This window comes from Pseudomonas sp. QE6, from assembly GCF_041379005.1.
GTDB lineage: Bacteria > Pseudomonadota > Gammaproteobacteria > Pseudomonadales > Pseudomonadaceae > Pseudomonas.
This window is the reverse complement of the sequence record NZ_CP166873.1, coordinates 1,714,926-1,739,161: the sequence shown is the minus strand read 5'-3', so window position 1 is coordinate 1,739,161 and position 24,236 is coordinate 1,714,926. Positions and strand designations below refer to the sequence as shown.

Here is a 24,236-nt window from a genome sequence, read left to right as displayed (position 1 = left end):
ATGAAGAAGCTGCGATCTTCGATTAAGGAGGTGATCCAGCCGCAGGTTCCCCTACGGCTACCTTGTTACGACTTCACCCCAGTCATGAATCACTCCGTGGTAACCGTCCCCCTTGCGGTTAGACTAGCTACTTCTGGAGCAACCCACTCCCATGGTGTGACGGGCGGTGTGTACAAGGCCCGGGAACGTATTCACCGTGACATTCTGATTCACGATTACTAGCGATTCCGACTTCACGCAGTCGAGTTGCAGACTGCGATCCGGACTACGATCGGTTTTGTGGGATTAGCTCCACCTCGCGGCTTGGCAACCCTCTGTACCGACCATTGTAGCACGTGTGTAGCCCTGGCCGTAAGGGCCATGATGACTTGACGTCATCCCCACCTTCCTCCGGTTTGTCACCGGCAGTCTCCTTAGAGTGCCCACCCGAGGTGCTGGTAACTAAGGACAAGGGTTGCGCTCGTTACGGGACTTAACCCAACATCTCACGACACGAGCTGACGACAGCCATGCAGCACCTGTGTTCCGATTCCCGAAGGCACCCTCGCATCTCTGCAAGGTTCCGGACATGTCAAGGCCAGGTAAGGTTCTTCGCGTTGCTTCGAATTAAACCACATGCTCCACCGCTTGTGCGGGCCCCCGTCAATTCATTTGAGTTTTAACCTTGCGGCCGTACTCCCCAGGCGGTCGACTTATCGCGTTAGCTGCGCCACTAAAATCTCAAGGATTCCAACGGCTAGTCGACATCGTTTACGGCGTGGACTACCAGGGTATCTAATCCTGTTTGCTCCCCACGCTTTCGCACCTCAGTGTCAGTATCAGTCCAGGTGGTCGCCTTCGCCACTGGTGTTCCTTCCTATATCTACGCATTTCACCGCTACACAGGAAATTCCACCACCCTCTACCGTACTCTAGTCAGGCAGTTATGGATGCAGTTCCCAGGTTGAGCCCGGGGATTTCACATCCATCTTACCAAACCACCTACGCGCGCTTTACGCCCAGTAATTCCGATTAACGCTTGCACCCTTCGTATTACCGCGGCTGCTGGCACGAAGTTAGCCGGTGCTTATTCTGTTGGTAACGTCAAAACAGCAAGGTATTAACTTACTGCCCTTCCTCCCAACTTAAAGTGCTTTACAATCCGAAGACCTTCTTCACACACGCGGCATGGCTGGATCAGGCTTTCGCCCATTGTCCAATATTCCCCACTGCTGCCTCCCGTAGGAGTCTGGACCGTGTCTCAGTTCCAGTGTGACTGATCATCCTCTCAGACCAGTTACGGATCGTCGCCTTGGTAGGCCTTTACCCCACCAACTAGCTAATCCGACCTAGGCTCATCTGATAGCGCAAGGCCCGAAGGTCCCCTGCTTTCTCCCGTAGGACGTATGCGGTATTAGCGTTCCTTTCGAAACGTTGTCCCCCACTACCAGGCAGATTCCTAGGCATTACTCACCCGTCCGCCGCTGAATCATGGAGCAAGCTCCACTCATCCGCTCGACTTGCATGTGTTAGGCCTGCCGCCAGCGTTCAATCTGAGCCATGATCAAACTCTTCAGTTCAATACTGCTTGGGTTTTGCGAAAACCCTAAACTTGGCTCAGCAATCGCATGCTCTATTTAAAGAGCTAAAACTCTCGAATTCACGAGTGTTACTTGCGCTGCTGATAATCAGTCGATCATCAGTCTTACATCACAAGCACCCACACGAATTGCTTGATTCGACTTGTTAAAGAGCAGTTGGTCAAGGCTTTCGTCTTAACCGAGGCGCGCATTCTACAGCAGCGTCTCATCTTGTCAAGCATTGTTTTCGAAAATTTTCTTTTCTACTCAACCGCTTGCGCTTCAGCGAAGGAAACCTTCTCATCAGCGGGAGGCGCATTCTACAGCGATCAAACTCACTGTCAAGCACCTCGGCGATCTTCTTTTCGACTCACTGCCGAAGCAGTCAGTGAACAGCGGCAAGCGATTCACCTGCCGGACCACCACTCTCAACTTCGAGCTTTATAAGTGCTTGATTTTCAAGCTCTTTCAGCACTTCGTCGCTGGGAGTGGTGCGCATTATAGGGACTTGAAAATGCCCGTCAACGACTTTTTTAAACTTTCTTTACTCGGCGACCAGGGTGACGCGTGCGAAGGCCTTCTTGCCGGCCTGCAGGACGTGGGTAGCGCCGATCTTGAAGACGAAGCTGCGATCCACGACTTCGCCATCCACACGCACACCACTGGAAGACAGCAGGTCGCGAGCCACTGCGGAGTTCTTCACCAGGCCAGCCTTATTAAGGACAGCGCCGATCGGCAGGTCTTCAGCCGCAGCGACTTCCACTTCCGGCAGGTCTTCCGGCAGCTCGCCATCCTTCAGGCGGTTGCCGGCGGACTTGTGCGCCGAAGCGGCAGCCTCTTCGCCGTGGAAGCGAGCAACGATTTCCTCGGCCAGCTTGATCTTGATGTCGCGCGGGTTGGCGCCAGCCTCTACATCCTTCCTGAAGCCTTCGATCTCTTCCATGGAGCGGAAGCTCAGCAGCTCGAAGTAACGCCACATCAGGGTGTCCGGAATGGAGACCAGCTTGCTGTACATGACGCCCGGCGCTTCCTGGATGCCAATGTAATTGCCCAGGGACTTGGACATCTTCTTCACGCCATCCAGACCTTCCAGCAGCGGCATGGTCAGGATGCACTGCGGCTCCTGGTCGTACGCACGCTGCAGCTCACGCCCCATCAGCAGGTTGAACTTCTGGTCGGTGCCGCCAAGCTCCACGTCAGCGCGCAGCGCTACCGAGTCGTAACCCTGAACCAGCGGATAAAGGAACTCGTGAATGGCGATGGACTGGTTGTTGGCATAGCGCTTGCTGAAATCATCGCGTTCCAGCATACGGGCGACGGTGTACTGGGAAGCCAGGCGAATGAAGTCAGCGGGGGAAAGCTGGTCCATCCAGGTGGAATTGAAGGCCACTTCGGTCTTCGCGGGGTCGAGGATCTTGAAAACCTGTGCCTTGTAGGTCTCGGCGTTCTCGAGAACCTGCTCGCGAGTGAGGGGAGGACGGGTAACACTTTTCCCACTGGGGTCACCGATCATCCCAGTGAAGTCACCGATCAGGAAGATCACCTGATGCCCCAGATCCTGGAACTGGCGCAGCTTATTAATTAGAACGGTGTGACCGAGGTGCAGATCGGGGGCGGTCGGGTCGAAGCCGGCCTTGATACGCAGGGGCTGGCCGCGCTTGAGCTTTTCAATCAGCTCGGCCTCCACGAGAATTTCGTCTGCTCCGCGCTTGATCAGCGCCAGCTGCTCTTCGACCGACTTCATTGCAGGTTCCTGTACGTTGCGAATTGCGAAAGGGAACCAACGATACAAGAACAGGCACTAAAAACAAGTTTTGCCCGGCGCCAGAGGACAGGACGTCAGAAGCCCGTCAGCAGGGTTGCCTCTGAAGGAATTTGGTTATATTTTAGGCAGTTATTTCACATTCCCAAAACACCACTCACGCCATGACGCAATCCGATCAGAAAGCGCCGTACTACCCGAAGAGCCATCTGCTGGCCGCAAGCGGTGTAGCAGCGCTCCTCAGCCTGGCTCTGCTGGTGTTCCCCTCGGCCGAGGTCGAGGCGAAGAAGACCACGCTCAATCTGGAGCTGGAGAGCGGTACAGACCGCATCATTCAGGAAAAAGACGATCTTCGACCCACCCCGGTCACGGAAGACGACGGCTCTTCTCCCTTTGCACAGATAGAAGGCTCGTCCGATAACCAGAACAGCGCCGGAAAAGACGCGGACAAGAAGAACGATCTCGCCGACTCGAGTAAACAAGCCTCCCCCTCCGCCCCCGCAGAGCCTGCGTGGAAGAGCGTGACCGTGGGCAAGGGCGACACTCTTTCCAACGTGTTCGCGAAGGCCGGCCTGCCGGCGAACGTCGTGCACGACATGCTTGCCGCCAACAAGGACGCCAAGCAGTTCACTCGTCTCGATGTCGGCCAAGACGTGGATTTCCTCATTGACGCCAAGGGCGACCTGCAGGGCCTGAAGGTCAAGCGCAGCGACATGGAGACCATCAGCCTGAGCAAGTCCGCCAAGGGCTATGACTTCAAGCGCGACCTGGTCAAACCGTCGGTGCACGCCAACTACGCCCACGGCCGCATCGACAGTTCGCTGTTCGCCGCCGGCAAGAACGCAGGCCTGTCCCACGACCTGATCATGTCGATGGCCAATATCCTCGGCTACGACATCGACTTCGCCCAGGATATTCGCGAAGGCGACGAGTTCGATGTGATCTACGAATCCCAGCAGGTGAACGGCAAGCAGGTCAACACCGGCAGCATCCTCGCTGTCCGCTTCGTCAACCGCGGCAAGGAATACACCGCGGTGCGCTACACCACCAAGCAGGGCAACACCAGCTACCTGCGCGCCGACGGCAGCAGCATGCGCAAGGCGTTCATCCGCACCCCGGTGGACTTCGCCCGCATCAGCTCGCGCTTCTCGATCGGGCGCTTCCACCCCATCCTGAACAAGATTCGCGCACACAAGGGCGTGGACTACGCGGCGCCGATCGGCACGCCGATCAAGGCCACTGGCGACGGCAAGATCCTCGAAGCCGGCCGCAAGGGCGGTTACGGCAACGCCGTGGTCATCCAGCACGGTCAGCGCTATCGCACGGTGTACGGCCACATGAGTCGCTTCGCCAAGGGCATCCGCTCCGGTGTGGCGGTGAAGCAGGGCCAGATCATCGGTTACGTCGGCATGACCGGCCTCGCCACCGGCCCGCACCTGCATTACGAGTTCCAGGTCAACGGCCAGCACGTCGATCCGCTGAGCGCCAAGCTGCCGACGGCCGACCCGCTGAGTGGGCCGGAACGCAAGCGCTTCCTCGCTCAGACCCAACCGCTGATCGCTCGCATGGACCAGGAGAAGGCAACCTTCCTGGCCCTGAACAAGCGCTGAGCCATGCCGCGCTATCTGGGGGTGATGTCCGGCACCAGTCTCGACGGACTGGACATCGCCCTGATCGAGCAAGGCGAGCAGACCACGCTGCTCGCCTCCCATTACCTTCCCATGCCGCCGACCCTGCGCGCCGATCTCCTGGCGCTCTGCTCCTCCGGCCCCGACGAAATCGCCCGCTCCGCCCTTGCGGAAAACAACTGGGTTCGCCTGGCGGCCCAAGGCATCAACGAGCTCCTGGCCCGCGAGACACTGGATGCCAGTGAGATTCGCGCCATCGGCAGCCACGGCCAGACCATTCGCCACGAGCCGCAGCTGGGGTTCACCGTACAGATCGGCAATCCCGCGCTGCTCGCCGAGCTGACCGGTATCGATGTGGTGGCTGACTTCCGTCGTCGCGACGTGGCTGCCGGCGGCCAGGGTGCGCCCTTGGTCCCGGCCTTCCACCAGGCCTTGTTCGGCAGCGACAGCCGCGAGTGCGCGATCCTCAATGTCGGCGGTTTCAGCAACGTTTCCCTGCTCAGCCCTGGCAAGCCCGTCCGTGGGTTCGACTGCGGCCCGGGCAATGTGCTGCTGGATGCCTGGATTCAGGAGCAACGTGGCGAGGCCTACGATCGTGATGGCGCGTGGGCAGCCAGCGGCAGTATCGACCAGTCTCTGCTACGGGCGATGCTGGCGGACGACTTCTTTGCCGCCAAGGGCCCGAAGAGCACCGGCCGCGAACGCTTCAACCTGAACTGGCTGACATCGGTGCTGGCCAAGCACGGTCCGGCGAAGGCCGAAGATGTGCAGGCGACCCTGCTGGAGCTGACGGCACACAGTATTGCCGCCGCGCTTCTGGATGCGCAGCCGGGCTGCGAGGAAGTGGTGGTCTGTGGCGGCGGAGCGTTCAACACCACCCTGATGCAACGCCTGGCCGCGCATATGTCTGGCGCAAGCGTGATCAGCAGCATCGACCGCGGCGTGCCGCCGGAGTGGATGGAAGCCATGGCCTTCGCCTGGCTGGCCCATCGGTTCATCGAGCGCCGGCCCGGCAACTGCCCGGAAGTCACCGCCGCCCAAGGGCCGCGCATTCTGGGCGCGCTCTACCCTGCCTGAGTCGACTGCAGAAACAAAAACGCCGCGCAATTGCGCGGCGTTTTCATTACTACTGCATCAGATCGAGAAGGACTGACCGCAGCCGCAGGTGGTCGCTGCGTTCGGGTTCTTGATGACGAACCGCGAACCTTCGAGGCCTTCCTGGTAATCCACTTCCGCACCGGCAAGGTACTGGAAGCTCATCGGATCGACCACGAGGCTGACGCCGTCGCGCTCGACAATGGTGTCGTCGTCCGCGGTGTCCTCATCGAAGGTAAACCCGTACTGGAAGCCCGAGCAGCCACCGCCCGTGACGAACACCCGCAGCTTCAGACGCGGATTGCCTTCTTCGTCGATCAGGTTCTTCACCTTGTTTGCAGCGCCGTGGGAAAACACCAGCGGGGTGGGGGTGAAGGTTTCGATGGTCATGGTGACAACTCTCCCGGCCGAGGCCGTACGTTACAACATTGCGGGCTATTATCCGCTTACCCCAGAAAAACGGTCAACTAATCCGACTCATCCTTTGGTCCAGATCAATCGACCGCTCCCCAGGTCAAACCGTCCTTACGGCAGCAGCGCGACGTTGGACAGGCCCAGGTGCTCGTCCAGGCCGAACAGGATGTTCATGTTCTGGATCGCCTGGCCGGACGCGCCCTTCACCAGGTTGTCGATGACCGACAGGATCACTACCAGGTCGCCGCCCTGCGGACGGTGCACCGCGATGCGGCAGACGTTGGCGCCGCGCACGCTGCGGGTTTCCGGATGGCTGCCGGCCGGCATCACGTCGACGAACGGCTCGTTGGCGTAGCGCTCTTCATAGAGCTTCTGCAGGTCCACGCCACGGTCGGCGACGCGGGCATACAGGGTCGCGTGGATACCGCGGATCATCGGGGTCAGGTGCGGTACGAAGGTCAGGCCGACATCGCCTTTCGCTGCACGACGCAGGCCCTGGCTGATCTCCGGCAGGTGACGGTGGCCCTTGACCGAGTAGGCCATCATGCTCTCGCCGGCCTCGCAGAACAGCGAGCCGACCTTGGCGCCACGGCCGGCGCCACTGACGCCGGACTTGCAGTCGGCGATCAGCTGGCTGGCATCGGCCAGGCCGTTTTCCAGCAGCGGGATGAAACCGAGCTGGGTGGCGGTCGGATAGCAGCCGGGCACGGCGATCAGGCGCGCTGACTTGATGGCCTCGCGATTCACTTCCGGCAGGCCGTAGACGGCTTCGGGCAGCAGTTGAGGCGCGCCATGAGGCTGGCCGTACCACTTGGCCCACTCTTCGGCGTCCTGCAGGCGGAAGTCCGCGGACAGGTCGATCACCCGGGTACCGGTGGCCAGCAGCTCGCCGGCCAGGGCGTGGGCGACGCCGTGGGGAGTGGCGAAAAACACCACGTCGCATTCGCCCAGACGCTTCACGTCCGGCACGCTGAACGCCAGGCCGTCATAGTGGCCTCGCAGGTTCGGGTACATGTCGGCGACTTTCACGCCCTCCTCGGAACGCGAGGTAATCACCTCGACGTGCGCCTGGGGATGCTGTGCCAGCAGGCGCAGCAGTTCCACGCCCGTATAACCCGTACCACCTACGATACCGACCTTGATCATCTACCTGTCACTCCACCTATGGGGCCAAACTCAGGGGCAGTCATGATATGAGCCGCTGCCCCCGCTGAACAGAGTGAATGTGCCTAGGAGGCAGACCCTTTGGTCGGGGCCTGGGTTTCCTGCATCTGACGGGCGAGCGCGTGGTAGATGGGCAGCGGAGTCAGACGGCCGGATATGCCGCTGGCCAGGAGGGTCGCAGCGAGGATGGGAATCAGCATGTCCGGGCTGTGGGACATTTCCACCGTGATGACAGTGGCGGTCAGGGGCGTGCGTGTCACACCAGCAAGGTAGGCGGACATTCCCAGCAACCCGACCGCCGGCAGACTCGCGCCGGGAATCAACGGCGTGAGCCAGGGGGCAAGGCTGGCCCCGACGGTGAGCGAAGGCGAGAACAGGCCGCCGGGAATCCCCGCGATGAAGGAGACGACGTTGGCAATGAACTTCCATAGCAGAAAGTCATGCCCCACCACCGGCTGGCCTTCCAGAATGGAGCGGGTCTCGGCATAGCCGGTGCCGAACACGTGCTGCCCCGACAGCAGGCCCAGCAGCGCCAGCAGCAGACCGCAGGCGAAGGCGAAACGGATCGGCCAACGCCCACGCCAGCGGCTGATGAAGCTCAGGGGGCCTCGCTGAGTGGGCAGGATCAGGCGACAGTAGAGACCGCCGAACAGCCCGCCGAGAACACCACAGGCCACCACCGCAATCCAGGCGCGCCCCAACGGCATACTCTCGGAGAGCCGGCCAAAATAGCTGTAGCTGCCCATCAGGCCGAGCGTAACCATACCGCCAAGCAGGACCGCAGTGAGCACCAGACCACTGAAACGCTGCTCGAAACTGCGGCCCATCTCCTCGATGGCAAATACCACCCCGCCCAGCGGCGTATTGAAGGCCGCCGCGATGCCTGCCGCGCCACCGGCGATGATCAGCCCGGAAACCGTACGCTTGCCGTAGAGACCGAGCCGTCTGCCGAGGGAATACATCAGCGCGGCGCCAATATGTACCGTCGGTCCCTCGCGCCCGGCCGAGGCGCCCACCAGCAGCGCCAGCAGAGTGAGGAAGAGTTTGCCCACTGCGATCGGCAGCGACAGCAGGGCATTGCGGGTCCGGCTGCTGCGCTGCTCCAGGGCCACGATGACCTGTGGGATGCCGCTGCCACGGGTATTTTTCAGCGCGCCCTGGGTCAGCCAGACCAATCCGGCGAAGCCCAGCGGACAGATCAGCCACGGCCACCACTGGCTGTGCGCGACCACCCCGCGAAACGTCGCGCTGGCAAGGTCCGCCAGATGCGCGAAGACCAGCGCCACCAGCCCCACCAGCAAAGCCCCCACCCAGAAAGCCAGGGTCCGTCGCCAGCGTCGCAGCAAAGGATGCCGCAGCCATGAGCGCTTCAGCGCCTGCTGCGGCAAAGCCTGGGCAATCGACTCGGAGGCGCTCTCGGGTGGCGTGGAATCGGACATGGGCACGAGCCGGGCATCTGCCGGATGCCGAGCGGCATACGCGGCAACGCGCCACGCATGGAAAGGTCGATGACGTCCCTAGTGTAATAGAACCAGGGATGACGCCATTGCAACGCGCCACTACTATCGGCTCATCACCGATTCGAGGAAGTACAGATGCTGTACCTATGGCTCAAAGCCTTTCACATCATTGCCGTGGTCTGCTGGTTCGCCGGCCTGTTCTACCTGCCGCGCCTGTTCGTCTACCACGCCATGAGCGAGGATGCCGCCAGCCGGGAGCGCTTCTGCGTGATGGAACGCAAGCTGTACCGCGGCATCATGGGTCCCTCGATGATCCTCACCATCCTCCTCGGTGCCTGGATGCTCTACCTCAACCCCGCCTGGCTGAGCCAGGGCTGGCTGCATGCCAAGCTCACCCTGGTGGTCCTGCTGATCGGCTACCACCACGCCTGCGGTGCCATGCTCAAACGCTTTGCCCGCGGCGAGAATGGCCGCAGCCATGTGTTCTACCGTTGGTTCAACGAGGTACCGGTACTGTTCCTGCTCGCCATCGTCATCCTGGTGGTGATCAAACCCTTCTGACCCTCTCGACCGAGGAAACCGTCATGTCCCTGCCTGCCCTGCTCGACCGCCGTCTGCGCGTGCCCCTGGTGGCGGCGCCGATGTTTCTGGTGTCCACCCCGCAACTGGTTCTGGCCTGCTGCAAGGGCGGCATCGTCGGCAGTTTCCCGGCGCTGAATCAGCGCGAAAGCAGCGGTTTCAAGGCCTGGCTGGAGGAAATCGAGGCGGGCCTGGCCGCCGATCCCAAGGCCGCGCCCTACGCAGTGAACCTCATCGTCCACCACAGCAACCCGCGTCTGCAGGCAGACCTGGCGCTGTGTGTGGAGCATCGCGTCCCCATCGTCATCACCAGCCTGGGCGCGGTGCGCGAGGTGGTGGACGCCGTGCACAGCTATGGCGGACTGGTCTTCCATGACGTCACCACCCGCCGCCACGCCGAAAAGGCCGCGGAGGCCGGAGTCGATGGCCTGATCGCGGTCGCCGCCGGCGCCGGCGGCCATGCCGGCACCTGGAGCCCCTTCGCGCTGATCGCGGAGATCCGCCAGTTCTTCGACAAGACCCTGCTGCTGGCCGGCTGCATCAACCATGGCCACGAGATTCTCGCCGCACAGGTGCTTGGCGCCGACCTCGCCTATCTGGGCACCCGCTTCATCGCCACCCGCGAGAGCAACGCCTCCACCGACTACAAGCGGATGCTCCTCGAAGCCCGCGCCGCCGACATCATCCATACGCCAGCGGTATCCGGCGTACCGGCCAGCTTCATGCGCCAGAGCCTGGAGGCCGCCGGCTTCGACATGAAACGCCTGACCGACAAGGCCGACATCAACTATGGCGAGAAGCTCAAGCCGGTGAGCGACGAGGCCAAGGCCTGGAAGACCGTCTGGTCGGCCGGCCAGGGGGTGGGCAACATCCATGACCTGCCGTCGGTGGAGGAACTCATCGCCCGGCTCGACAACGAGTACCGCCAGGCCTTGAGCCGCAGCACGACGCTGCCCGGCCAACTGCTGGTCTGACCAGCGCCACCACTTGCCGATATGTGTAGCGGGGCCGCTTGTTGGCCCCAGAAGGCACGATTACGCTGTATCGATCTCACCACAGCCCGCTGACAAGGATGCCCCAATGGACCAAGCCCGCTTCAAGATCGTGTTCGACGGCACGCTGATGCCGCAGACACCGCTGGAAACCGCCAAGGAAAATCTCGCTCGCCTGTTCAAGAGCGACACGTCGAAGATCGAAGCGCTGTTCAGCGGCAAGCCGGTAGTGCTCAAGCGCGACCTCTCCGACGACGAAGCCGACAAATACCTCCGCGCCCTGCATGGCGCGGGCGCCAACGCCCGCAAGGAAGCCGAGGAACAAGCGGGCGGCTTGAGCCTGGTCGAGACCGACGACCATCCCAGCGAAGCCACGCTCGCCAGCCGCGCCCCCGCCCAAACGCTGCGCGACGACCAGATGACCTGCCCCAAGTGCGGGCATGTACAGCTCAAGGCCAGCGACTGCAGCGCCTGCGGCATCATCATCGAGCGCTATCTCGCCCGTCAGGCCGAGATGAACGCCAGCCTGGCGACGCCTGGCGCAGCGACATCGACCGCCTCCCCCTATGCGCCGCCACAGGCCCAAGTGGGTGACGAGTTGCCGGAATTCGGCGAACTCCAGCCCTTCACCAGCGAAGGCCGTATCGGCCGGGTGCGCTACCTGGGTTGGAGCATGGCGCTGTTCCTGGTTGCCATCCCGATCTTCCTGCTGGTGGCCGGCGCCTTCGCGATCTCCCAGACGCTGGGCATGCTGCTGGCGGCGGTGGTGTTCATCGCCTATGCGATCGTCGGCGTCATGATGGGCATCCAGCGCCTGCACGATATCGGCTGGTCGGGATGGCTGATGCTGCTCAACATCGTCCCGGTGGTGGGCAGCGTGTTCCCCCTGCTGATGATGCTGATCCCCGGCAACGACGGCGCCAACCGCTACGGCCCGCCGCCGCCGCCCAACAGCCGTGGCGTAGTGGCGCTGGCCTGGAGCATGGTGATCGTTCCGGTGGTAGTCGGTATCCTTGCCGCCATCGCGATTCCCAGTTACGAGCAGTACGTCGAGCGCGCCAACGCAGCCCAGTACCAACAGGGCGAGCCGGATGCCGCCGCATCGGCCGAACCGTCTGAGGAGTTCAACAGCGGCGACACCGAAGGCGCCGACTCCGACGACGCCGGCAGCACCGACCAGTAATGCAACAACCCGCGGCGGGCGTGGTCGAACGCCACCCCGCCACAGAGACCTTTGAATGCCTCGTTTTGCCCTCATTACCGGCGCCTCCAGCGGCATCGGCCTGGCGCTGGCCGAAGCCCTCGCGCGGCGCGGCCAGGCGCTGATCCTGGTGGCCCGCCAGCGCGATGCGCTGGACAGCATCGCCTGCGAGCTGTCGCAGCGCTTCGGCGTCGAGGTGCTGTTCCGCGTCTGCGATCTCTCCGAGCCGCTGCAGATTTCCGGTCTGCTCCACGAGCTGGAGCAAAGCGGGCGGCAGATCGAGCTGCTGGTGAACAACGCCGGCATCGGCACCTCGGGCGCCTTCCTCGACCATGACTGGTCCAGCGAGCAGGAACTGCTGGAGCTCAACGTGCTGGCGCTGGCGCGCCTGTGCCATGGCATCGGCGCGATGATGGAGCGAGATGGCGGCGGGCAGATTCTCAATGTTGCGTCGGTGGTCGGCCTGCTGCCCGGCCCGTGGATGAGCAGCTACTACGCCAGCAAGGCCTTCGTGCTGCACTTCTCCGAAGGGCTGCGCGAGGAGCTGCGCGGACGCGGCATCAAGGTTTCCGTACTGTGCCCCGGACCGACCCGCACCGCCTTCTTCCGCCATGCGGAGCTGCAGACCTCCCGCTTCGATGGCGGCAAGCTGATGATGTCGCCCGAAGAGGTCGCCTTCCGCACCGTCAGGGCGCTGCGCCGGGCGCCGGCGATCATCATCCCTGGCTGGCGCAACCGCCTGATGGCCTTCGCCGTACGCCTGCTGCCACGCTGGGCGCTGCGCAAGCTGGCCGGTCGTCTCAACCGCATGGCGCTGGCCAGTTGAGCCGTATTCAGTCGGCCCGCACCGTGCGGCCGTCGGCCCACTCCCGCAGTTGGGCCAGCTCCTCGGCCATCACCACCGACAGCGGTGCGGTCCGCCGGATCTCCTCCAGCAGCAACGCTTGATCCACCGATTTCTGCCGCGCCTGCGCGGCATAGAAGGTGCCGACCACGGCCTGCTCGATCTCCGCGCCGGAAAATCCCTCCGCGGCATCGGCCAGCGCGCCCAGCTCGAACTGCGCCACGTCCAGCTCGCGGCGCGTCAGGTGGATACGGAAGATCTCCATACGCACCTCAGGCTCCGGCAGGTCGACGAAAAACAGTTCATCGAAGCGCCCCTTGCGCACCAGTTCCGGTGGCAGACGGTCGATGGCATTGGCAGTGGCGACCATGAACACCGGCGCCTTGCGCTCGGCCATCCAGGTCAGCAGGGTGCCGAGAACGCGCTGGCTGACGCCATTGTCCTGGTCGCCGGTGGCCACGCCCTTCTCGATCTCGTCCGCCCAGAGCACGCAGGGCGCCATGCTGTCGGCCAGGCGCAGCGCCTCGCGCAGGTTACGCTCGGTCTCGCCGAAGTACTTGTTGTACAGGCTGCCGAAGTCCAACCGCAGCAGCGGCAAGCCCCAGAGTCCGGCGACGGCCTTGGCCGCGAGGCTCTTGCCGCCACCCTGCACGCCGACCAGCAGGACACCCTTGGGCAGGTCCTTCTCCTTGCCCTCGGTGAAGGCGCTCTGACGTTCGCCGAGCCAACGCTTGAGGTTCGCCAGCCCGCCAACTTCGGCGAAGCGCGCGGTGTCGTGCTCGAAGCTGAGCACACCGTCGAGGTTGAGCAGCTCGAACTTGGTGCGGTTGAGTTCCGGCAGGTCTTCCTGGGTGATCGCACCGTCATTGCAGATCACCCCACGGGCCAGCGAGCGGGCCTCGCCGTGGGTCAGGCCACGCAGGTTCTTCACCACCTGGCGCAGGGTGCGGTTGTCCGTGCGCACGCGCGCCCCGCTGTTGCGCTCGCTCCAGCGCGTGGCCTCCTCGCGGACGATGCCGACCAGCTCGTCCTCCGAAGGCAGCGACAGGGCGAAGCGCGCGGCGAAACGCTGGACCTCCGCCGGCAGCTTCAGCGCATGGGAGACCAGGATCACCGTGGGCTTGAACGTGCCCTCGGCCATGGCGATTTCCTTGAGCAGGCGAACCGCGCGGGGATTGTCATCGAGGTAGGGATGCAGGTCGCAAAGCACATAAAGCGTCGGCTGCGGGTCGGCCTTGATCAGTTGCAGCGCGGCTTCCGCCTCGCGGCTGTCGCCCGCGCCCTGCGGCTCGCCGCCGAAGCCCAGGCGCTGCAAGCCCTCGGTCGCCGACCACAGCCGCAGGTCGAGCCCACGGCGCACGGCAAGGCCGGTCAGGGTTTCCAGGACCCGGGGCTCGTCCCAGGACTCGATCACGATCAGCTTGACCCTGGAATCGAGCACCAGGCCCAGGTCATGGATATCGTTCTGCACGCGGGCTCCTTGCGAATACCGCCGCGAATCTGGGCGGTGCGGGTCACGGCCGCTAAACTCCTGTTCCAGCCAACCAGATCGGAGGAACGTCCGTGGACTGTTTGTTCTGCAAGATCGTCGCCGGGGAAATTCCCGCGCGCAAGCTCTATGAAGATGACCAGGTGATCGCCTTCCACGACATCGGCCCACAGGCGCCGGTGCACTTCCTGGTGGTGCCGAAGAAGCACATCGCCACCCTCCACGACCTGCAGGAAGCGGACAAGCCGCTGGCCGGGCATATCCTCTTCACTGCCCAGCACCTGGCGAAGGAACTGGGCTGCGACGAAGGCTTCCGCGTGGTGATGAACTGCAACGACCTGGGCGGGCAGACCGTGCACCACATCCACATGCACGTGCTCGGCCAGCGCCAGATGCACTGGCCGCCGGGCTGACAGGCAACCAGGGGGACTCTTTGCGCGCACCACGGCAAGACCTGTCATCCGCCATCCGGTAAACTGCCGGGCGAATGTTCTTTCCGGAGGTGCGCCATGTCCGCCGACCGTCACTACTCCCCCGCCGACCGCTTCCTGCTGCAGGCCGATGCCGCCTTGCGCACCCTGCTGCCGTTCAGCGGCCACCCGGGGCGCCCGTCGCCGGCCATCGTCCAGCCCGACGCCGAGCTCAGCGAAACCGATGCCCGCCATGTCGCCGGTCTGATGCGCATCAACCACACCGGTGAAGTCTGCGCCCAGGCGCTCTACCAGGGCCAGGCGCTGACCGCCAAGCTGCCGCACGTACGCAAAGCCATGGAGGTCGCCGCCGACGAGGAAGTCGACCACCTGGCCTGGTGCGAACAGCGCATCCGCGAACTGGGCAGCCGACCGAGCCTGCTGAATCCGCTGTTCTATGGCCTGTCCTTCGGCGTCGGCGCAGCCGCCGGTCTGATCAGCGACCGCGTCAGCCTCGGTTTCGTCGCCGCCACCGAGGATCAGGTGTGCAAGCACCTCGACGAGCACCTGACGGAGCTTCCCGCCGAGGACCAGAAGTCCCGCGCCATCCTCGAACAGATGCGCACCGACGAGCAGCACCACGCCACCAGCGCCATCGAGGCCGGCGGCCTGCGCTTCCCTGCGCCAGTGAAGTTCGGCATGACCCTGCTGTCGAAGGTGATGACCAAGTCCACCTACCGGATCTGAGCTGGCCGGAAACAAAAAGGGGCACCCGGTGGGTGCCCCTTTTTCGTTTCTACTATCGAGCGTTACGAGCGCAGGAGAGACAAGGCGAAAAGTCGGGATGAAAGCGGAGTTTGCTGCAGCAAATGAGCATTTCGGCCCGGCTTTTCAACGCCGTATCTCCCAGCGCAGTAGCTCGATCAGCGCGGCATGTTGCGCGCGTAGAATATTTCCAGCATCTCGTGACGCACACGCTCTTCCACCTGCTTGCGCTGCTCGGGCGACAGGTTGCTGGTCGCATCGCCGAACAGGTAATTGTCCAGGTCGAACTCCTTGAGCAACATCTTGGTGTGGAACATGTTCTCCTGGTACACGTTCACGTCGGTCATTTGATAGGCCTCGTACGTGTCGTCGGAGAGATAGTTCTGGATCGAGTTGATCTCGTGGTCGATGAAGTGCTTCTTGCCTTCCACATCGCGGGTGAAGCCGCGCACGCGGTAATCCACGGTGACGATGTCCGAATCGAACTGGTGGATCAGGTAGTTGAGCGCCTTGAGCGGCGAGATGACGCCGCAGGTCGACACATCGATGTCCACCCGGAAAGTCGCGATGCCTTCCACCGGATGGATCTCCGGATAGGTGTGCACGGTGATATGGCTCTTGTCGAGGTGCGCCAGGATGGTTTCCGGTAGTGGCCCCGGGGATTCCTCGATCTGGCTGTCGGTCGGGGTGACCGGCTGCTCGGAGATCAGGATGGTCACGCTGGCGCCTTGCGGGTCGTAGTCCTGACGGGCGATGTTCAGGATGTTTGCGCCAATGATGTCGACAACATCGGTGAGGATCTGCGTGAGACGCTCGGCATCGTACTCTTCGTCGATGTACTGCACGTAGGCCTGCTGGTCTTCAGGCGTCTCGGCATAGCAGATGTCATAGATGTTGAAGCTCAAGGTCTTCGTCAGGTTGTTGAACCCGTGGAGCTTGAGTTTGCTTTTCACCGTGGGAACTCTCTTCAATGCGGCTCTGCCGCGTGGTTGAGCATGCCCGTCAGATGCGTACGGCGCACCTGCGTAGGACGGTTTACACCTCTTCGCGATGGCGATTGTGGTTGCTTGGTTTCGAGCCGCAGGGCCCTGAAAAAAGGTGGCGCATTATGCAGAGGTCAGGCGACCTCTGCCACAGTTTGCGCACCCTTGATGATGAAAGGATGAACCTGGCTGTCAGCCCAGCTCGACGATCTCGTAGTCGTGGGTGATCTCGACGCCGGCGCGGCCCAGCATGATCGAGGCGGAGCAGTACTTCTCGGCCGACAGCTCGACCGCGCGCTTGACCTGCGCTTCCTTCAGACCACGGCCCTTGACGACGAAGTGCACGTGAATCTTGGTAAACACCTTGGGGTCTTCGGTGGCACGCTCAGCTTCGAGGAAGGCTTCGCAGCTTTCCACCGGCTGGCGACCCTTCTTCAGGATGCTCACCACGTCGAAGTTGGTGCAGCCACCCAGGCCCAGCAGCAGCATCTCCATCGGGCGCACGCCCAGGTTGCGGCCACCGGCATCCGGCGGACCATCCATCACCACCACGTGGCCGCTGCCGGACTCACCGAGAAACATGGCTTCGCCAGCCCACTGGATTCGCGCTTTCATTGAGAAGAACTCCGCCGGAAAAAGGGGCGCCAGCTTATCACAGCCCTCTCGACCGCCCAGGGGAGCCGCCGGCTGTTAGCTGTGTCGCAATTCAGCGAGGATCACTGTCATTTATTGCTTAAGCTGGCGCCATTTTACTGGCACACTCTCGGAAATTGCCCCGACGAATGTTCCGGTTTTCTCATTGTTGGTAACACGTCGTCTGTTAATCTCTTGCCCAATTACCTACAGGCAAGTCATTGCGCCAAGGGGCAATCTTGCCGCCCTGGGGATCGAGGGGGATCCAGCCAGGGACATGCGGCGCCACTCATACTGAATAAAAAATCATTAGACGCCTGTTGTGCAAAGGCCACTCTTTTACTTTCCGGGACTCGGGCATGGTAGCTATTACCCTCACACCCAAAATCAAGAACCTCGACAAGTTGCTCGCGCACTGCCACCGCCGCCGCTTCACCGCCAAGAGCACCATCATCTACGCCGGCGACCGCTGCGAGAGCCTGTTCTTCATCATCAAGGGCTCGGTGACCGTACTGATCGAGGACGATGATGGCCGCGAGATGATCATCGGCTATCTCAATACCGGCGACTTCTTCGGAGAGATGGGGCTCTTCGAGAAGGAAGGCAGCAGCAACCAGGAGCGCAGCGCCTGGGTCCGCGCCAAGACCGAATGCGAAGTCGCCGAGATCAGCTACGCCAAGTTCCGCGAACTGAGCCAGCAGGACCCGGAGATTCTCTTCACCCTCGGCAGCCAGATGGCAGATCGCCTGCGCAAGACCACCCGCAAGGTTGGCGACCTGGCCTTCCTCGACGTGACCGGCCGTGTCGCCCGCACCCTGCTGGACCTGTGCCAGCAGCCGGACGCCATGACCCACCCGGACGGCATGCAGATCAAGATCACCCGCCAGGAAATCGGCCGCATCGTCGGCTGCTCCCGCGAAATGGTCGGCCGCGTGCTGAAAAGCCTGGAAGAACAGGGTCTGGTGCACGTGAAGGGCAAGACCATGGTGGTCTTCGGCACCCGCTGAAGACACTCCAGAAACAGAAAAGCCGGCAATCGCCGGCTTTTTTGTTGTTCGCAGGAACGATCAATCCGGATCGGAGCCCAGCTTGACCTTGCTGTGTTCGGGGAAGAACAGGCGCTTGAGCTCGGTACCCGGCTCCTCGGCACGCATGAAGGCCTCGCCGACCAGGAAGCCGAACACGTCGCTGACTTCCATCAGTTCGACGTCGGCGCGGTTGAGGATGCCACTTTCGGTGATCACCATACGATCGCGCGGGATTTCCGGCAGCAGGTCCAGCGTGGTTTCCAGGCTGACCTCGAAGGTATGCAGGTTGCGGTTATTGATGCCGACCAGCGGGGTGTCCAGGGTTTTCAGCGCACGCTCCAGTTCCGGGGCGTCGTGCACTTCCACCAGCACGTCGAGGCCAACGCCTTTGGCCACCGCGGCCAGCTCGGCCATGCGCACGTCATCCAGCGCCGAGACGATCAGCAGGATGCAGTCGGCGCCGATGGCGCGGGCTTCCACCACCTGGTACGGATCGATCATGAAGTCCTTGCGGATCACCGGCAGCCTGCAGGCGGCACGGGCTTCCTTGAGGTAGGCATCGCTGCCGAGGAAGAAGTCGACATCGGTCAGCACGGAGAGGCAGGCGGCGCCGCCCTCCTCGTAGCTGCGGGCGATATCGGCCGGATCGAAGTTCTCGCGCAGGATGCCCTTGCTCGGCGAAGCCTTCTTCACCTCGGCAATCACCGCCGGCTCGCGGCGCTTGGCACGCTCCAGCAGGGCGTTGGCGAAACCGCGCGGTGCGTCGGCGGCTCGCGCCAGCTGCTCCAGCTCGGCGATGCCGACGCGGGTGCGGCGTTCGGCGACTTCTTCGGCCTTGCGGGCCAGGATCTTCTGCAGAACCGTCGGCACACTCACTGTGCGTTCTCCTCTCGGTAAACGGCGGTGAAGGCCGCCAGCTCTTCCATTTTCTCCCGCGCCAGCCCGGTGTGCAGGGCGTCGTGAGCCAATTGCATGCCTTCGTGCAGGCTGGTGGCCAGGTCGGCTGCGTAGAGTGCGGCGCCGGCGTTGAGCACGATCAGTTCGGCGGCCTTCTGCCCCGCTTCGGTCTTGCGGCGGCCAAGGGCATCACGGATCAGCTCCAGCGACTGCTGCGGGCTGTCCACGGTCAGGCCGATCAGACTCTGGCTCTTGATGCCGAAGTCTTCGGGCTGCACCTCGTATTCGGTGACCACGCCGTCCTTCAGTTCAGCGACGTGGGTCGGCGCGGCGAGGCTGAACTCATCCAGGCCATCGCGGGAATGCACCACCAGGATATGTTCGCTGCCCAGGCGCTTGAGCACCTCGGCCAGCGGGCGGCACAGCGCCTGGCTGAACACGCCGACCACCTGGTGCTTCACGCCCGCCGGGTTGGTCAGCGGGCCGAGCATGTTGAACAGGGTGCGCAGGCCCAGCTCGCGGCGCGGGCCGGCAGCGTGCTTCATGGCCTTGTGGTGGACCTGGGCGAACATGAAGCCGACGCCTACGGTCTCGATACAGCGTTTCACCTGCACGGGCTTCAGGTCCAGGTAGATGCCGGCCGCTTCCAGCAGGTCGGCACTGCCGCTCTTGCCGGAGACCGCACGGTTTCCGTGCTTGGCGACCTTGCCGCCCGCTGCGGCAACCACGAAAGCCGCCGCCGAGGACACGTTGAAGATGTTCGCGCCGTCACCGCCGGTGCCGACCACGTCGACCACGTGTTTCAAACTGTCCAGCTCGACCTGGTCGGCCAGCTCGCGCATCACCGCCACGGCACCGACGATCTCGTCGATGGTTTCGCTCTTCATCCGCATGCCCATGAGGAAGGCGCCGATCTGCGCGTCGGTGCACTGCCCGGTCATGATCTCGCGCATGACGTCCTGCATTTCCTCGGTGGTCAGGTCCAACTGGTTGACCACGCGGCTGAGGGCTTCCTTGATATTCATGCGCGCACCCCACCGGTCTGCTTGAGGAAGTTGGCCAGCATTTCATGGCCCTGTTCGGAAAGGATCGACTCAGGGTGGAACTGCACGCCCTCGACGTTCAGCGTCTTGTGGCGCAGGCCCATGATCTCGTCGACCGAGCCATCTTCCAGCGCCGTCCAGGCGGTGATCTCCAGGCAGTCGGGCAGCGTCTCGCGCTTCACCACCAGCGAGTGGTAGCGGGTCTGGGTCAGCGGATTGTTCAGGCCGGCGAACACGCCCTGGTCCTTGTGGAATACCGGGCTGACCTTGCCGTGCATGACCTGGCGGGCACGCACCACGTCTCCGCCGAAAGCCTGGCCGATGGACTGGTGGCCCAGGCACACGCCCAGCAGCGGCAGCTTGCCGGCGAAGCGCTCGATGACTTCCAGGGACACGCCCGCCTCGTTCGGCGTGCACGGGCCGGGGGACAGGACGATGCGTTCGGGGTTGAGCGCGGCGATCTCGTCGACGCTCAGTTCGTCATTGCGAATGACGTGGATGTCGGCCTTCAACTCGGCGAAATACTGCACCAGGTTGTAGGTGAAGGAATCGTAGTTATCGATCATCAGCAGCATGTCTGCTCGAACCTCAATGATTGCACTGCTTTCGGATCGCGCCATCGTCGACACCCGTTGCGGCCTCGCAGGCTGCGCGAATCTGGCGATTATGCCAGCGGATGGAGGGAATGGACGCGTAAGAAGAGACCGGCGTCATGCCGGGAAAGAAGGAATCAGGCGCGCCAGCGCCAACGGGCGAATGCCTTGAGGAGGGAGGTGATGATGCGGCTGCGGTGGATCACGGTTGCGGTCTCGCCTAGCAATGGCCGAACAGTAGCCCAAGGCCGGGCGCCAGCGCAATACGCACGGCGCCCCCGCCGACGAAGGCAGGACGGTTCAGCGGCACGCATCGAGCGCCGCGCGCAGGCGGGTTTCGTAGGCCAGGTGCTGCCGGCGCTCTGCCAGCAGCGCCCGCACCTTGGTTTGCAGATCGTCCACCGGGCGCAGGTCGGCGGTGGCGAACCGGGGTATTTCGATGACTGGCGCCTGGCATGGCACCGGGACGGGTATGCGAATTTCCACAGGCTTGGGCGCAGACGTAGCGCAACCGGACATTAGCAGCGCGAAGATGAGCAGCGGCAATTTCATGGTATTAGCTCTCGGTCTATCAACTGACGCACCACGGCGCACTCCTCGCCTTGACTGCGCTCCAGCAGAAGCCGGCTGGCAGCGGCTTCGTGACCTTCCGCCTGCTCGCGAGCTTCGGCCAGGGCGCGCTCGGCGGACTCCGCGCCCAGGCGAGCGGCCTGATCCAGCGCATCGATCTGCCCGTTCTGCAGCGCCAGCTGGGCTTCCAGCGCCTCGCCGGCATCGCTGCAGCGCACCTGCTCCAGGCGCAAGCGTTCCAGTTGCCCACCATAGAAACGAGCCGTCAGCCAACCACCGGCACAGCCGCTGAGCAGAATGCCCGCAACGCCCAGCACCAGTCTGATGCGACTCATCCCAGCACCTCCTGTGCCCGGCGCCACAGGCGCAGCCGTTCTTCCAGCCCAGTCAGCCCACCGTTGATCGTGCGGGTGATTTCCTCGAAACGACTATCATCGGCCAACTCATTCAAGCCGTGGCGCTGCCACCACCAGGCGGCGGACCGGCAGGCCCAGCGCGGCTCGCCGAGCAATTGCGGGCGCGCGACAAAGGGTTGCGCGAGCCCCTCGCCAGCCGCTCGGTAATTGCTCCTCCCGGTGACCTGCAACAACCCACGCCCACGAAAGCGCCAGCCATCGCCGGAGGCCTCGTCCCTGTTGCCGTTGCGCCCGGCATAGACGGTGTTCGCAATGCGTTCGGGCTGGTAGGCGATCTCCCGCGCCAGCGCCGTGGGCGAGCCATCGACGCTGCGAAAACGCCGAGGCCAGACGGCCGCCAGACGCTGGGCGCTGTAGGTCAGGCTCTCGACGCAACGGGTCAGTTGCGCACTCTCATGGCCGATCTGGGCGAGGAAGGCCGCAGCACGCGGCGGCGCGTCGATGGCGAAGTCGCACATTGCCTCGTTCAGCACGGACAGAAAAATGCCCGCGACAGGGCGGGCGTTGGGCAGGATCAGCAGGAGTTGGCGTTCGTCAATGCGCATGTCAGCCACCCTCCCCTGCCTTGCCTTTCCCCTGTGCGCCACCATTGCATTTCACCGTGGTGGTCCAGCCACCGACAGAGTAATGCTGGGTCACCGAGTCGATCAGGTAGCGCCCGTCCAATCCTGCCTTGAAACCTTGCAGGTCAAGGGTCAACTCGGCGAACAGATCGGCGCGGCCGGGCATGTCCAGCTGCACGTCGGCGCTGTTGCGATTGAATTCGGCCAAGCGTGCGGCGGCGACGCGCCGGGCGGCCGCCTCGTCCGGCTGCGGATGGCGATCGCAGTGCTCGGCGGCGACCTTCGATGGAGCATCCGGGTTGGCCACGCGCACCTGCCTCTGCACGCCATCGGTGCCGCGATAGGGCACCTTCACCGCCGCCACCACCTTGCGATCGTCCAGGGTGAAGCGGAAGGCGCTGACATCACCGCGCCCCAGTACCGGTATCTCCAGCGCCTGGCCACTGGCGCTGCGGCCGGACTGGCGCGGCTGCACCAGCAGGCTGGTGTTGGCCAACTTTGCGGTGCAGTCGTACAGCCGCGCCAGGCGGGTGATGAAATTGAAGTCCGACTCGCGGATCTGATCGACACGTGCAATCACCGTCTCGACGCTGCACGCCGCCCGCCAGCCATTACGCGCCGCGATGTCCGCCACCACGCTCGCCAGGCTGGCACCCTCCCAGTGGCCGCTACGGCTGGCCTTGCCCTGTCCGCGCATGTCACCGCTCTTGCCCTTGATCACCAGGTTGTCCGGCATGCCGCCATAGGTCAGCGTATCCACCACATAGCGGCCCATGCGCGTGAGCGGGGCACCGTCGTAGCCGAGGAAGACTTCCAGCGCAGCCCCGCGACGCGGCAGGGTCACCGCGCCGTCGCGGTCGTCGATGGTGATCTGGAAGGTGTCCGACTCCAGGCCGGGTTTGTCGGTCAGCTGCAGCTCGATCAGCCGGTCACTGACCAGCGGGGTGATGTCCGCACCGTCGGCGCTGATGCGAAAGACTGGTTTCATAAGCCCCCCTGAATGAAAAGGCCCCGCCGAAGCGGAGCCTGGTTGTGGAAGCGATCTGCCATGGTCACTCCCACAGGCGCACGCTCTGGTCAGCCGGCGCCGCCAGCTCCGGCAAATGGATGATCACTCCCGCTCGCAGCGGTTGCGGTTCGTCAGCCAGTCCGGGGTTGGCATCGAGCACGGCCTCCACGCAGCCATTGAGGTGGCCATAGCGCTGGTAGCACAGGCGGTCCAGCAGGTCGCCGTCAGCGCTTCTGACTATCGTCGTCGCCATAGCGGGTGAACTCCAGGTCGAGGGTTTGCTGACGCGGCACGCCATTGGCGAACAGCGCCTCCTGCGTCTCCGTGATCTTGGTCAGGCACCAGTTGCCCAGGTCGTCGCCACGCCCCGTGCCGAGGTGGACCGGTTCGCGCAGCGCCGCGATATCCCGCAACGTGCGCGGCTGGTTCCAACCGACCCGCTGAGCGGTATCGCCGGCGCGGATGAACAGCGGCATCACCACGCCACTAAGCGTGAGGGTTTCCGGGCCCAGGCCGACACTCTGCTGAGCGCTGCGCCGCCCCAGCCGCGCCTGGTCCTTCCAGGCGTAGCTACTGGTGCGCGTCAGGCGTTGGAAGCCGGTGGTGTCCACATTGAAGTAGTAGGTCTGCTCGGTCGACTTCAGCGGCGTCATGATCAGCAGGTGCTGCGGCACCTTGCACATCTGCTCGGAGGGATCGAGCTTGGGCGCCAGCACCGAGGTCGGCAGGATGTCACCCAGGCGCGGGTCGATCTTGCCCAGAACCTTGTTCACCGCCTGCCCGGCACGACTGACCTCCTCGCCCAGCCTCTTCACCCGCTCGTTCACCTCGATGGCAACGCGCTTGGCTTTGTCGATGTCCTGCTGCAGCTTTTCCTGCTCGCGCTGGGCCTTGTTCACCACGCTCTGCAACTTGCTCTGGGCGCGCAGGACGCCGTCGGTGACGCGCTTGAGCTTGGCCGCCGCCTCCGGCGTCACGCCGGGCAAACCTTCGAGCACGGAGACGCCACTGCGGATGTGCAGCATCGCCTTGTCCAACGGCTCGGCCACCTGTCCCAGGTCGCGCCGGGCAGCCGTGGCGGCGCCGGCGATCTTGTCGAGACCGGCATGGAACTGTTCCAGATAGGTCATGCGGCCTCC

25 protein-coding genes and 1 rRNA gene are annotated in these 24,236 nt (G+C 63.4%); 9 read left to right on the top strand and 17 right to left on the bottom strand.

The window, feature by feature from the left end; all coding sequences use genetic code 11:
- Positions 1 to 23 precede the first annotated feature (23 nt).
- Positions 24 to 1,559: ribosomal RNA gene (locus ACAW63_RS07880) — 16S ribosomal RNA — on the bottom strand.
- A gap of 544 nt (positions 1,560 to 2,103) precedes the next feature.
- On the bottom strand, positions 2,104 to 3,303 hold the full coding sequence (gene tyrS, locus ACAW63_RS07875; RefSeq protein WP_371232883.1) for a tyrosine--tRNA ligase: 1,200 nt from the start codon (positions 3,301 to 3,303) through the stop codon (positions 2,104 to 2,106).
- A 182-nt stretch (positions 3,304 to 3,485) separates the two neighbouring features.
- Here tyrS and ACAW63_RS07870 point away from each other — a divergent pair, with 182 nt between their 5' ends.
- Entirely contained in the window at positions 3,486 to 4,931 is a 1,446-nt protein-coding gene (locus tag ACAW63_RS07870) for a peptidoglycan DD-metalloendopeptidase family protein (protein ID WP_371232882.1), read from the top strand.
- Positions 4,932 to 4,934: 3 nt separating this feature from the next.
- Positions 4,935 to 6,026 carry an anhydro-N-acetylmuramic acid kinase gene (locus ACAW63_RS07865; protein WP_371232881.1) on the top strand — a complete coding sequence of 364 codons (1,092 nt, stop codon included), beginning with the start codon at positions 4,935 to 4,937 and terminating at the stop codon, positions 6,024 to 6,026.
- A 57-nt stretch (positions 6,027 to 6,083) separates the two neighbouring features.
- Here ACAW63_RS07865 and erpA read toward each other — a convergent pair whose 3' ends face one another.
- The 3 genes from erpA to ACAW63_RS07850 all read right to left on the bottom strand — a co-directional run bounded on the left by erpA (position 6,084) and on the right by ACAW63_RS07850 (position 9,061).
- On the bottom strand, positions 6,084 to 6,434 hold the full coding sequence (gene erpA / locus ACAW63_RS07860; protein WP_275609970.1) for an iron-sulfur cluster insertion protein ErpA: 351 nt from the start codon (positions 6,432 to 6,434) through the stop codon (positions 6,084 to 6,086).
- A 135-nt stretch (positions 6,435 to 6,569) separates the two neighbouring features.
- Entirely contained in the window at positions 6,570 to 7,604 is a 1,035-nt protein-coding gene (argC, locus tag ACAW63_RS07855; RefSeq protein WP_371232879.1) for an N-acetyl-gamma-glutamyl-phosphate reductase, read from the bottom strand.
- Between the two features lie 83 nt (positions 7,605 to 7,687).
- The gene (locus ACAW63_RS07850; protein ID WP_371232878.1) at positions 7,688 to 9,061 is read right to left on the bottom strand and encodes a chloride channel protein; all 1,374 of its coding nucleotides are present in this window, start codon (positions 9,059 to 9,061) and stop codon (positions 7,688 to 7,690) included.
- A gap of 159 nt (positions 9,062 to 9,220) precedes the next feature.
- Between ACAW63_RS07850 and hemJ the strand changes: the two genes are divergently transcribed.
- The 4 genes from hemJ (at position 9,221) to ACAW63_RS07830 (ending at position 12,680) form a co-directional block, all read left to right on the top strand.
- Positions 9,221 to 9,643, top strand: coding sequence for a protoporphyrinogen oxidase HemJ (hemJ, locus tag ACAW63_RS07845; RefSeq protein WP_275611872.1), 423 nt, complete (start codon positions 9,221 to 9,223; stop codon positions 9,641 to 9,643).
- A gap of 23 nt (positions 9,644 to 9,666) precedes the next feature.
- Positions 9,667 to 10,635, top strand: a complete 969-nt coding sequence (locus ACAW63_RS07840; protein WP_275609967.1) for a nitronate monooxygenase family protein — start codon at positions 9,667 to 9,669, stop codon at positions 10,633 to 10,635.
- Positions 10,636 to 10,741: 106 nt separating this feature from the next.
- The gene (locus tag ACAW63_RS07835) at positions 10,742 to 11,836 is read left to right on the top strand and encodes a DUF805 domain-containing protein (RefSeq protein WP_371232875.1); all 1,095 of its coding nucleotides are present in this window, start codon (positions 10,742 to 10,744) and stop codon (positions 11,834 to 11,836) included.
- A 55-nt stretch (positions 11,837 to 11,891) separates the two neighbouring features.
- A complete protein-coding gene (locus ACAW63_RS07830; protein ID WP_371232873.1) occupies positions 11,892 to 12,680 on the top strand; it encodes an SDR family NAD(P)-dependent oxidoreductase in 789 nt (262 codons plus the stop codon).
- Positions 12,681 to 12,687: 7 nt separating this feature from the next.
- On the opposite strand, the gene ACAW63_RS07825 is transcribed toward ACAW63_RS07830, so the two are convergent.
- Positions 12,688 to 14,169 (bottom strand): AAA family ATPase, encoded by a 1,482-nt coding sequence (locus ACAW63_RS07825; protein ID WP_371232871.1) that lies wholly within the window; start codon positions 14,167 to 14,169, stop codon positions 12,688 to 12,690.
- Positions 14,170 to 14,261: 92 nt separating this feature from the next.
- On the opposite strand from ACAW63_RS07825, the gene ACAW63_RS07820 reads away from it, so the two are divergent.
- Together ACAW63_RS07820 and coq7 are read left to right on the top strand one after the other, a co-directional pair.
- Entirely contained in the window at positions 14,262 to 14,600 is a 339-nt protein-coding gene (locus ACAW63_RS07820; RefSeq protein ID WP_371232869.1) for a histidine triad nucleotide-binding protein, read from the top strand.
- A gap of 96 nt (positions 14,601 to 14,696) precedes the next feature.
- Positions 14,697 to 15,344 carry a 2-polyprenyl-3-methyl-6-methoxy-1,4-benzoquinone monooxygenase gene (coq7, locus tag ACAW63_RS07815; RefSeq protein ID WP_275609962.1) on the top strand — a complete coding sequence of 216 codons (648 nt, stop codon included), beginning with the start codon at positions 14,697 to 14,699 and terminating at the stop codon, positions 15,342 to 15,344.
- A gap of 176 nt (positions 15,345 to 15,520) precedes the next feature.
- On the opposite strand, the gene speD is transcribed toward coq7, so the two are convergent.
- Together speD and ACAW63_RS07805 are read right to left on the bottom strand one after the other, a co-directional pair.
- Positions 15,521 to 16,315, bottom strand: a complete 795-nt coding sequence (gene speD, locus ACAW63_RS07810; RefSeq protein ID WP_088420394.1) for an adenosylmethionine decarboxylase — start codon at positions 16,313 to 16,315, stop codon at positions 15,521 to 15,523.
- Between the two features lie 222 nt (positions 16,316 to 16,537).
- Positions 16,538 to 16,960: an OsmC family protein gene (locus tag ACAW63_RS07805; protein ID WP_275609961.1), complete on the bottom strand. Its 423-nt coding sequence runs from the start codon at positions 16,958 to 16,960 to the stop codon at positions 16,538 to 16,540.
- A 377-nt stretch (positions 16,961 to 17,337) separates the two neighbouring features.
- On the opposite strand from ACAW63_RS07805, the gene crp reads away from it, so the two are divergent.
- On the top strand, positions 17,338 to 17,985 hold the full coding sequence (gene crp / locus ACAW63_RS07800; protein WP_371232867.1) for a cAMP-activated global transcriptional regulator CRP: 648 nt from the start codon (positions 17,338 to 17,340) through the stop codon (positions 17,983 to 17,985).
- A 60-nt stretch (positions 17,986 to 18,045) separates the two neighbouring features.
- Here crp and trpC read toward each other — a convergent pair whose 3' ends face one another.
- The 9 genes from trpC to ACAW63_RS07755 form a co-directional block, all read right to left on the bottom strand.
- On the bottom strand, positions 18,046 to 18,882 hold the full coding sequence (gene trpC, locus ACAW63_RS07795) for an indole-3-glycerol phosphate synthase TrpC (RefSeq protein ID WP_371232865.1): 837 nt from the start codon (positions 18,880 to 18,882) through the stop codon (positions 18,046 to 18,048).
- Positions 18,879 to 19,928 carry an anthranilate phosphoribosyltransferase gene (gene trpD / locus ACAW63_RS07790; RefSeq protein ID WP_371232864.1) on the bottom strand — a complete coding sequence of 350 codons (1,050 nt, stop codon included), beginning with the start codon at positions 19,926 to 19,928 and terminating at the stop codon, positions 18,879 to 18,881. The genes trpC and trpD overlap by 4 nt, the downstream gene beginning before the upstream one ends.
- Entirely contained in the window at positions 19,925 to 20,521 is a 597-nt protein-coding gene (locus ACAW63_RS07785) for an aminodeoxychorismate/anthranilate synthase component II (protein ID WP_081520759.1), read from the bottom strand. The genes trpD and ACAW63_RS07785 overlap by 4 nt, the downstream gene beginning before the upstream one ends.
- Before the next feature lie 318 nt (positions 20,522 to 20,839).
- On the bottom strand, positions 20,840 to 21,091 hold the full coding sequence (locus ACAW63_RS07780) for a hypothetical protein (protein ID WP_371232863.1): 252 nt from the start codon (positions 21,089 to 21,091) through the stop codon (positions 20,840 to 20,842).
- The gene (locus ACAW63_RS07775; RefSeq protein ID WP_371232861.1) at positions 21,088 to 21,444 is read right to left on the bottom strand and encodes a hypothetical protein; all 357 of its coding nucleotides are present in this window, start codon (positions 21,442 to 21,444) and stop codon (positions 21,088 to 21,090) included. The genes ACAW63_RS07780 and ACAW63_RS07775 overlap by 4 nt, the downstream gene beginning before the upstream one ends.
- Entirely contained in the window at positions 21,441 to 22,070 is a 630-nt protein-coding gene (locus ACAW63_RS07770; protein WP_371232859.1) for a glycoside hydrolase family 19 protein, read from the bottom strand. Before ACAW63_RS07770 ends, ACAW63_RS07775 begins: the two co-directional genes overlap by 4 nt.
- Position 22,071: 1 nt before the next feature.
- Entirely contained in the window at positions 22,072 to 23,076 is a 1,005-nt protein-coding gene (locus ACAW63_RS07765) for a phage late control D family protein (RefSeq protein ID WP_371232857.1), read from the bottom strand.
- Between the two features lie 64 nt (positions 23,077 to 23,140).
- Positions 23,141 to 23,350, bottom strand: a complete 210-nt coding sequence (locus tag ACAW63_RS07760; RefSeq protein ID WP_275609953.1) for a tail protein X — start codon at positions 23,348 to 23,350, stop codon at positions 23,141 to 23,143.
- The gene (locus tag ACAW63_RS07755; protein WP_371232855.1) at positions 23,322 to 24,227 is read right to left on the bottom strand and encodes a phage tail protein; all 906 of its coding nucleotides are present in this window, start codon (positions 24,225 to 24,227) and stop codon (positions 23,322 to 23,324) included. Before ACAW63_RS07755 ends, ACAW63_RS07760 begins: the two co-directional genes overlap by 29 nt.
- Between the last annotated feature and the right edge of the window lie 9 nt (positions 24,228 to 24,236).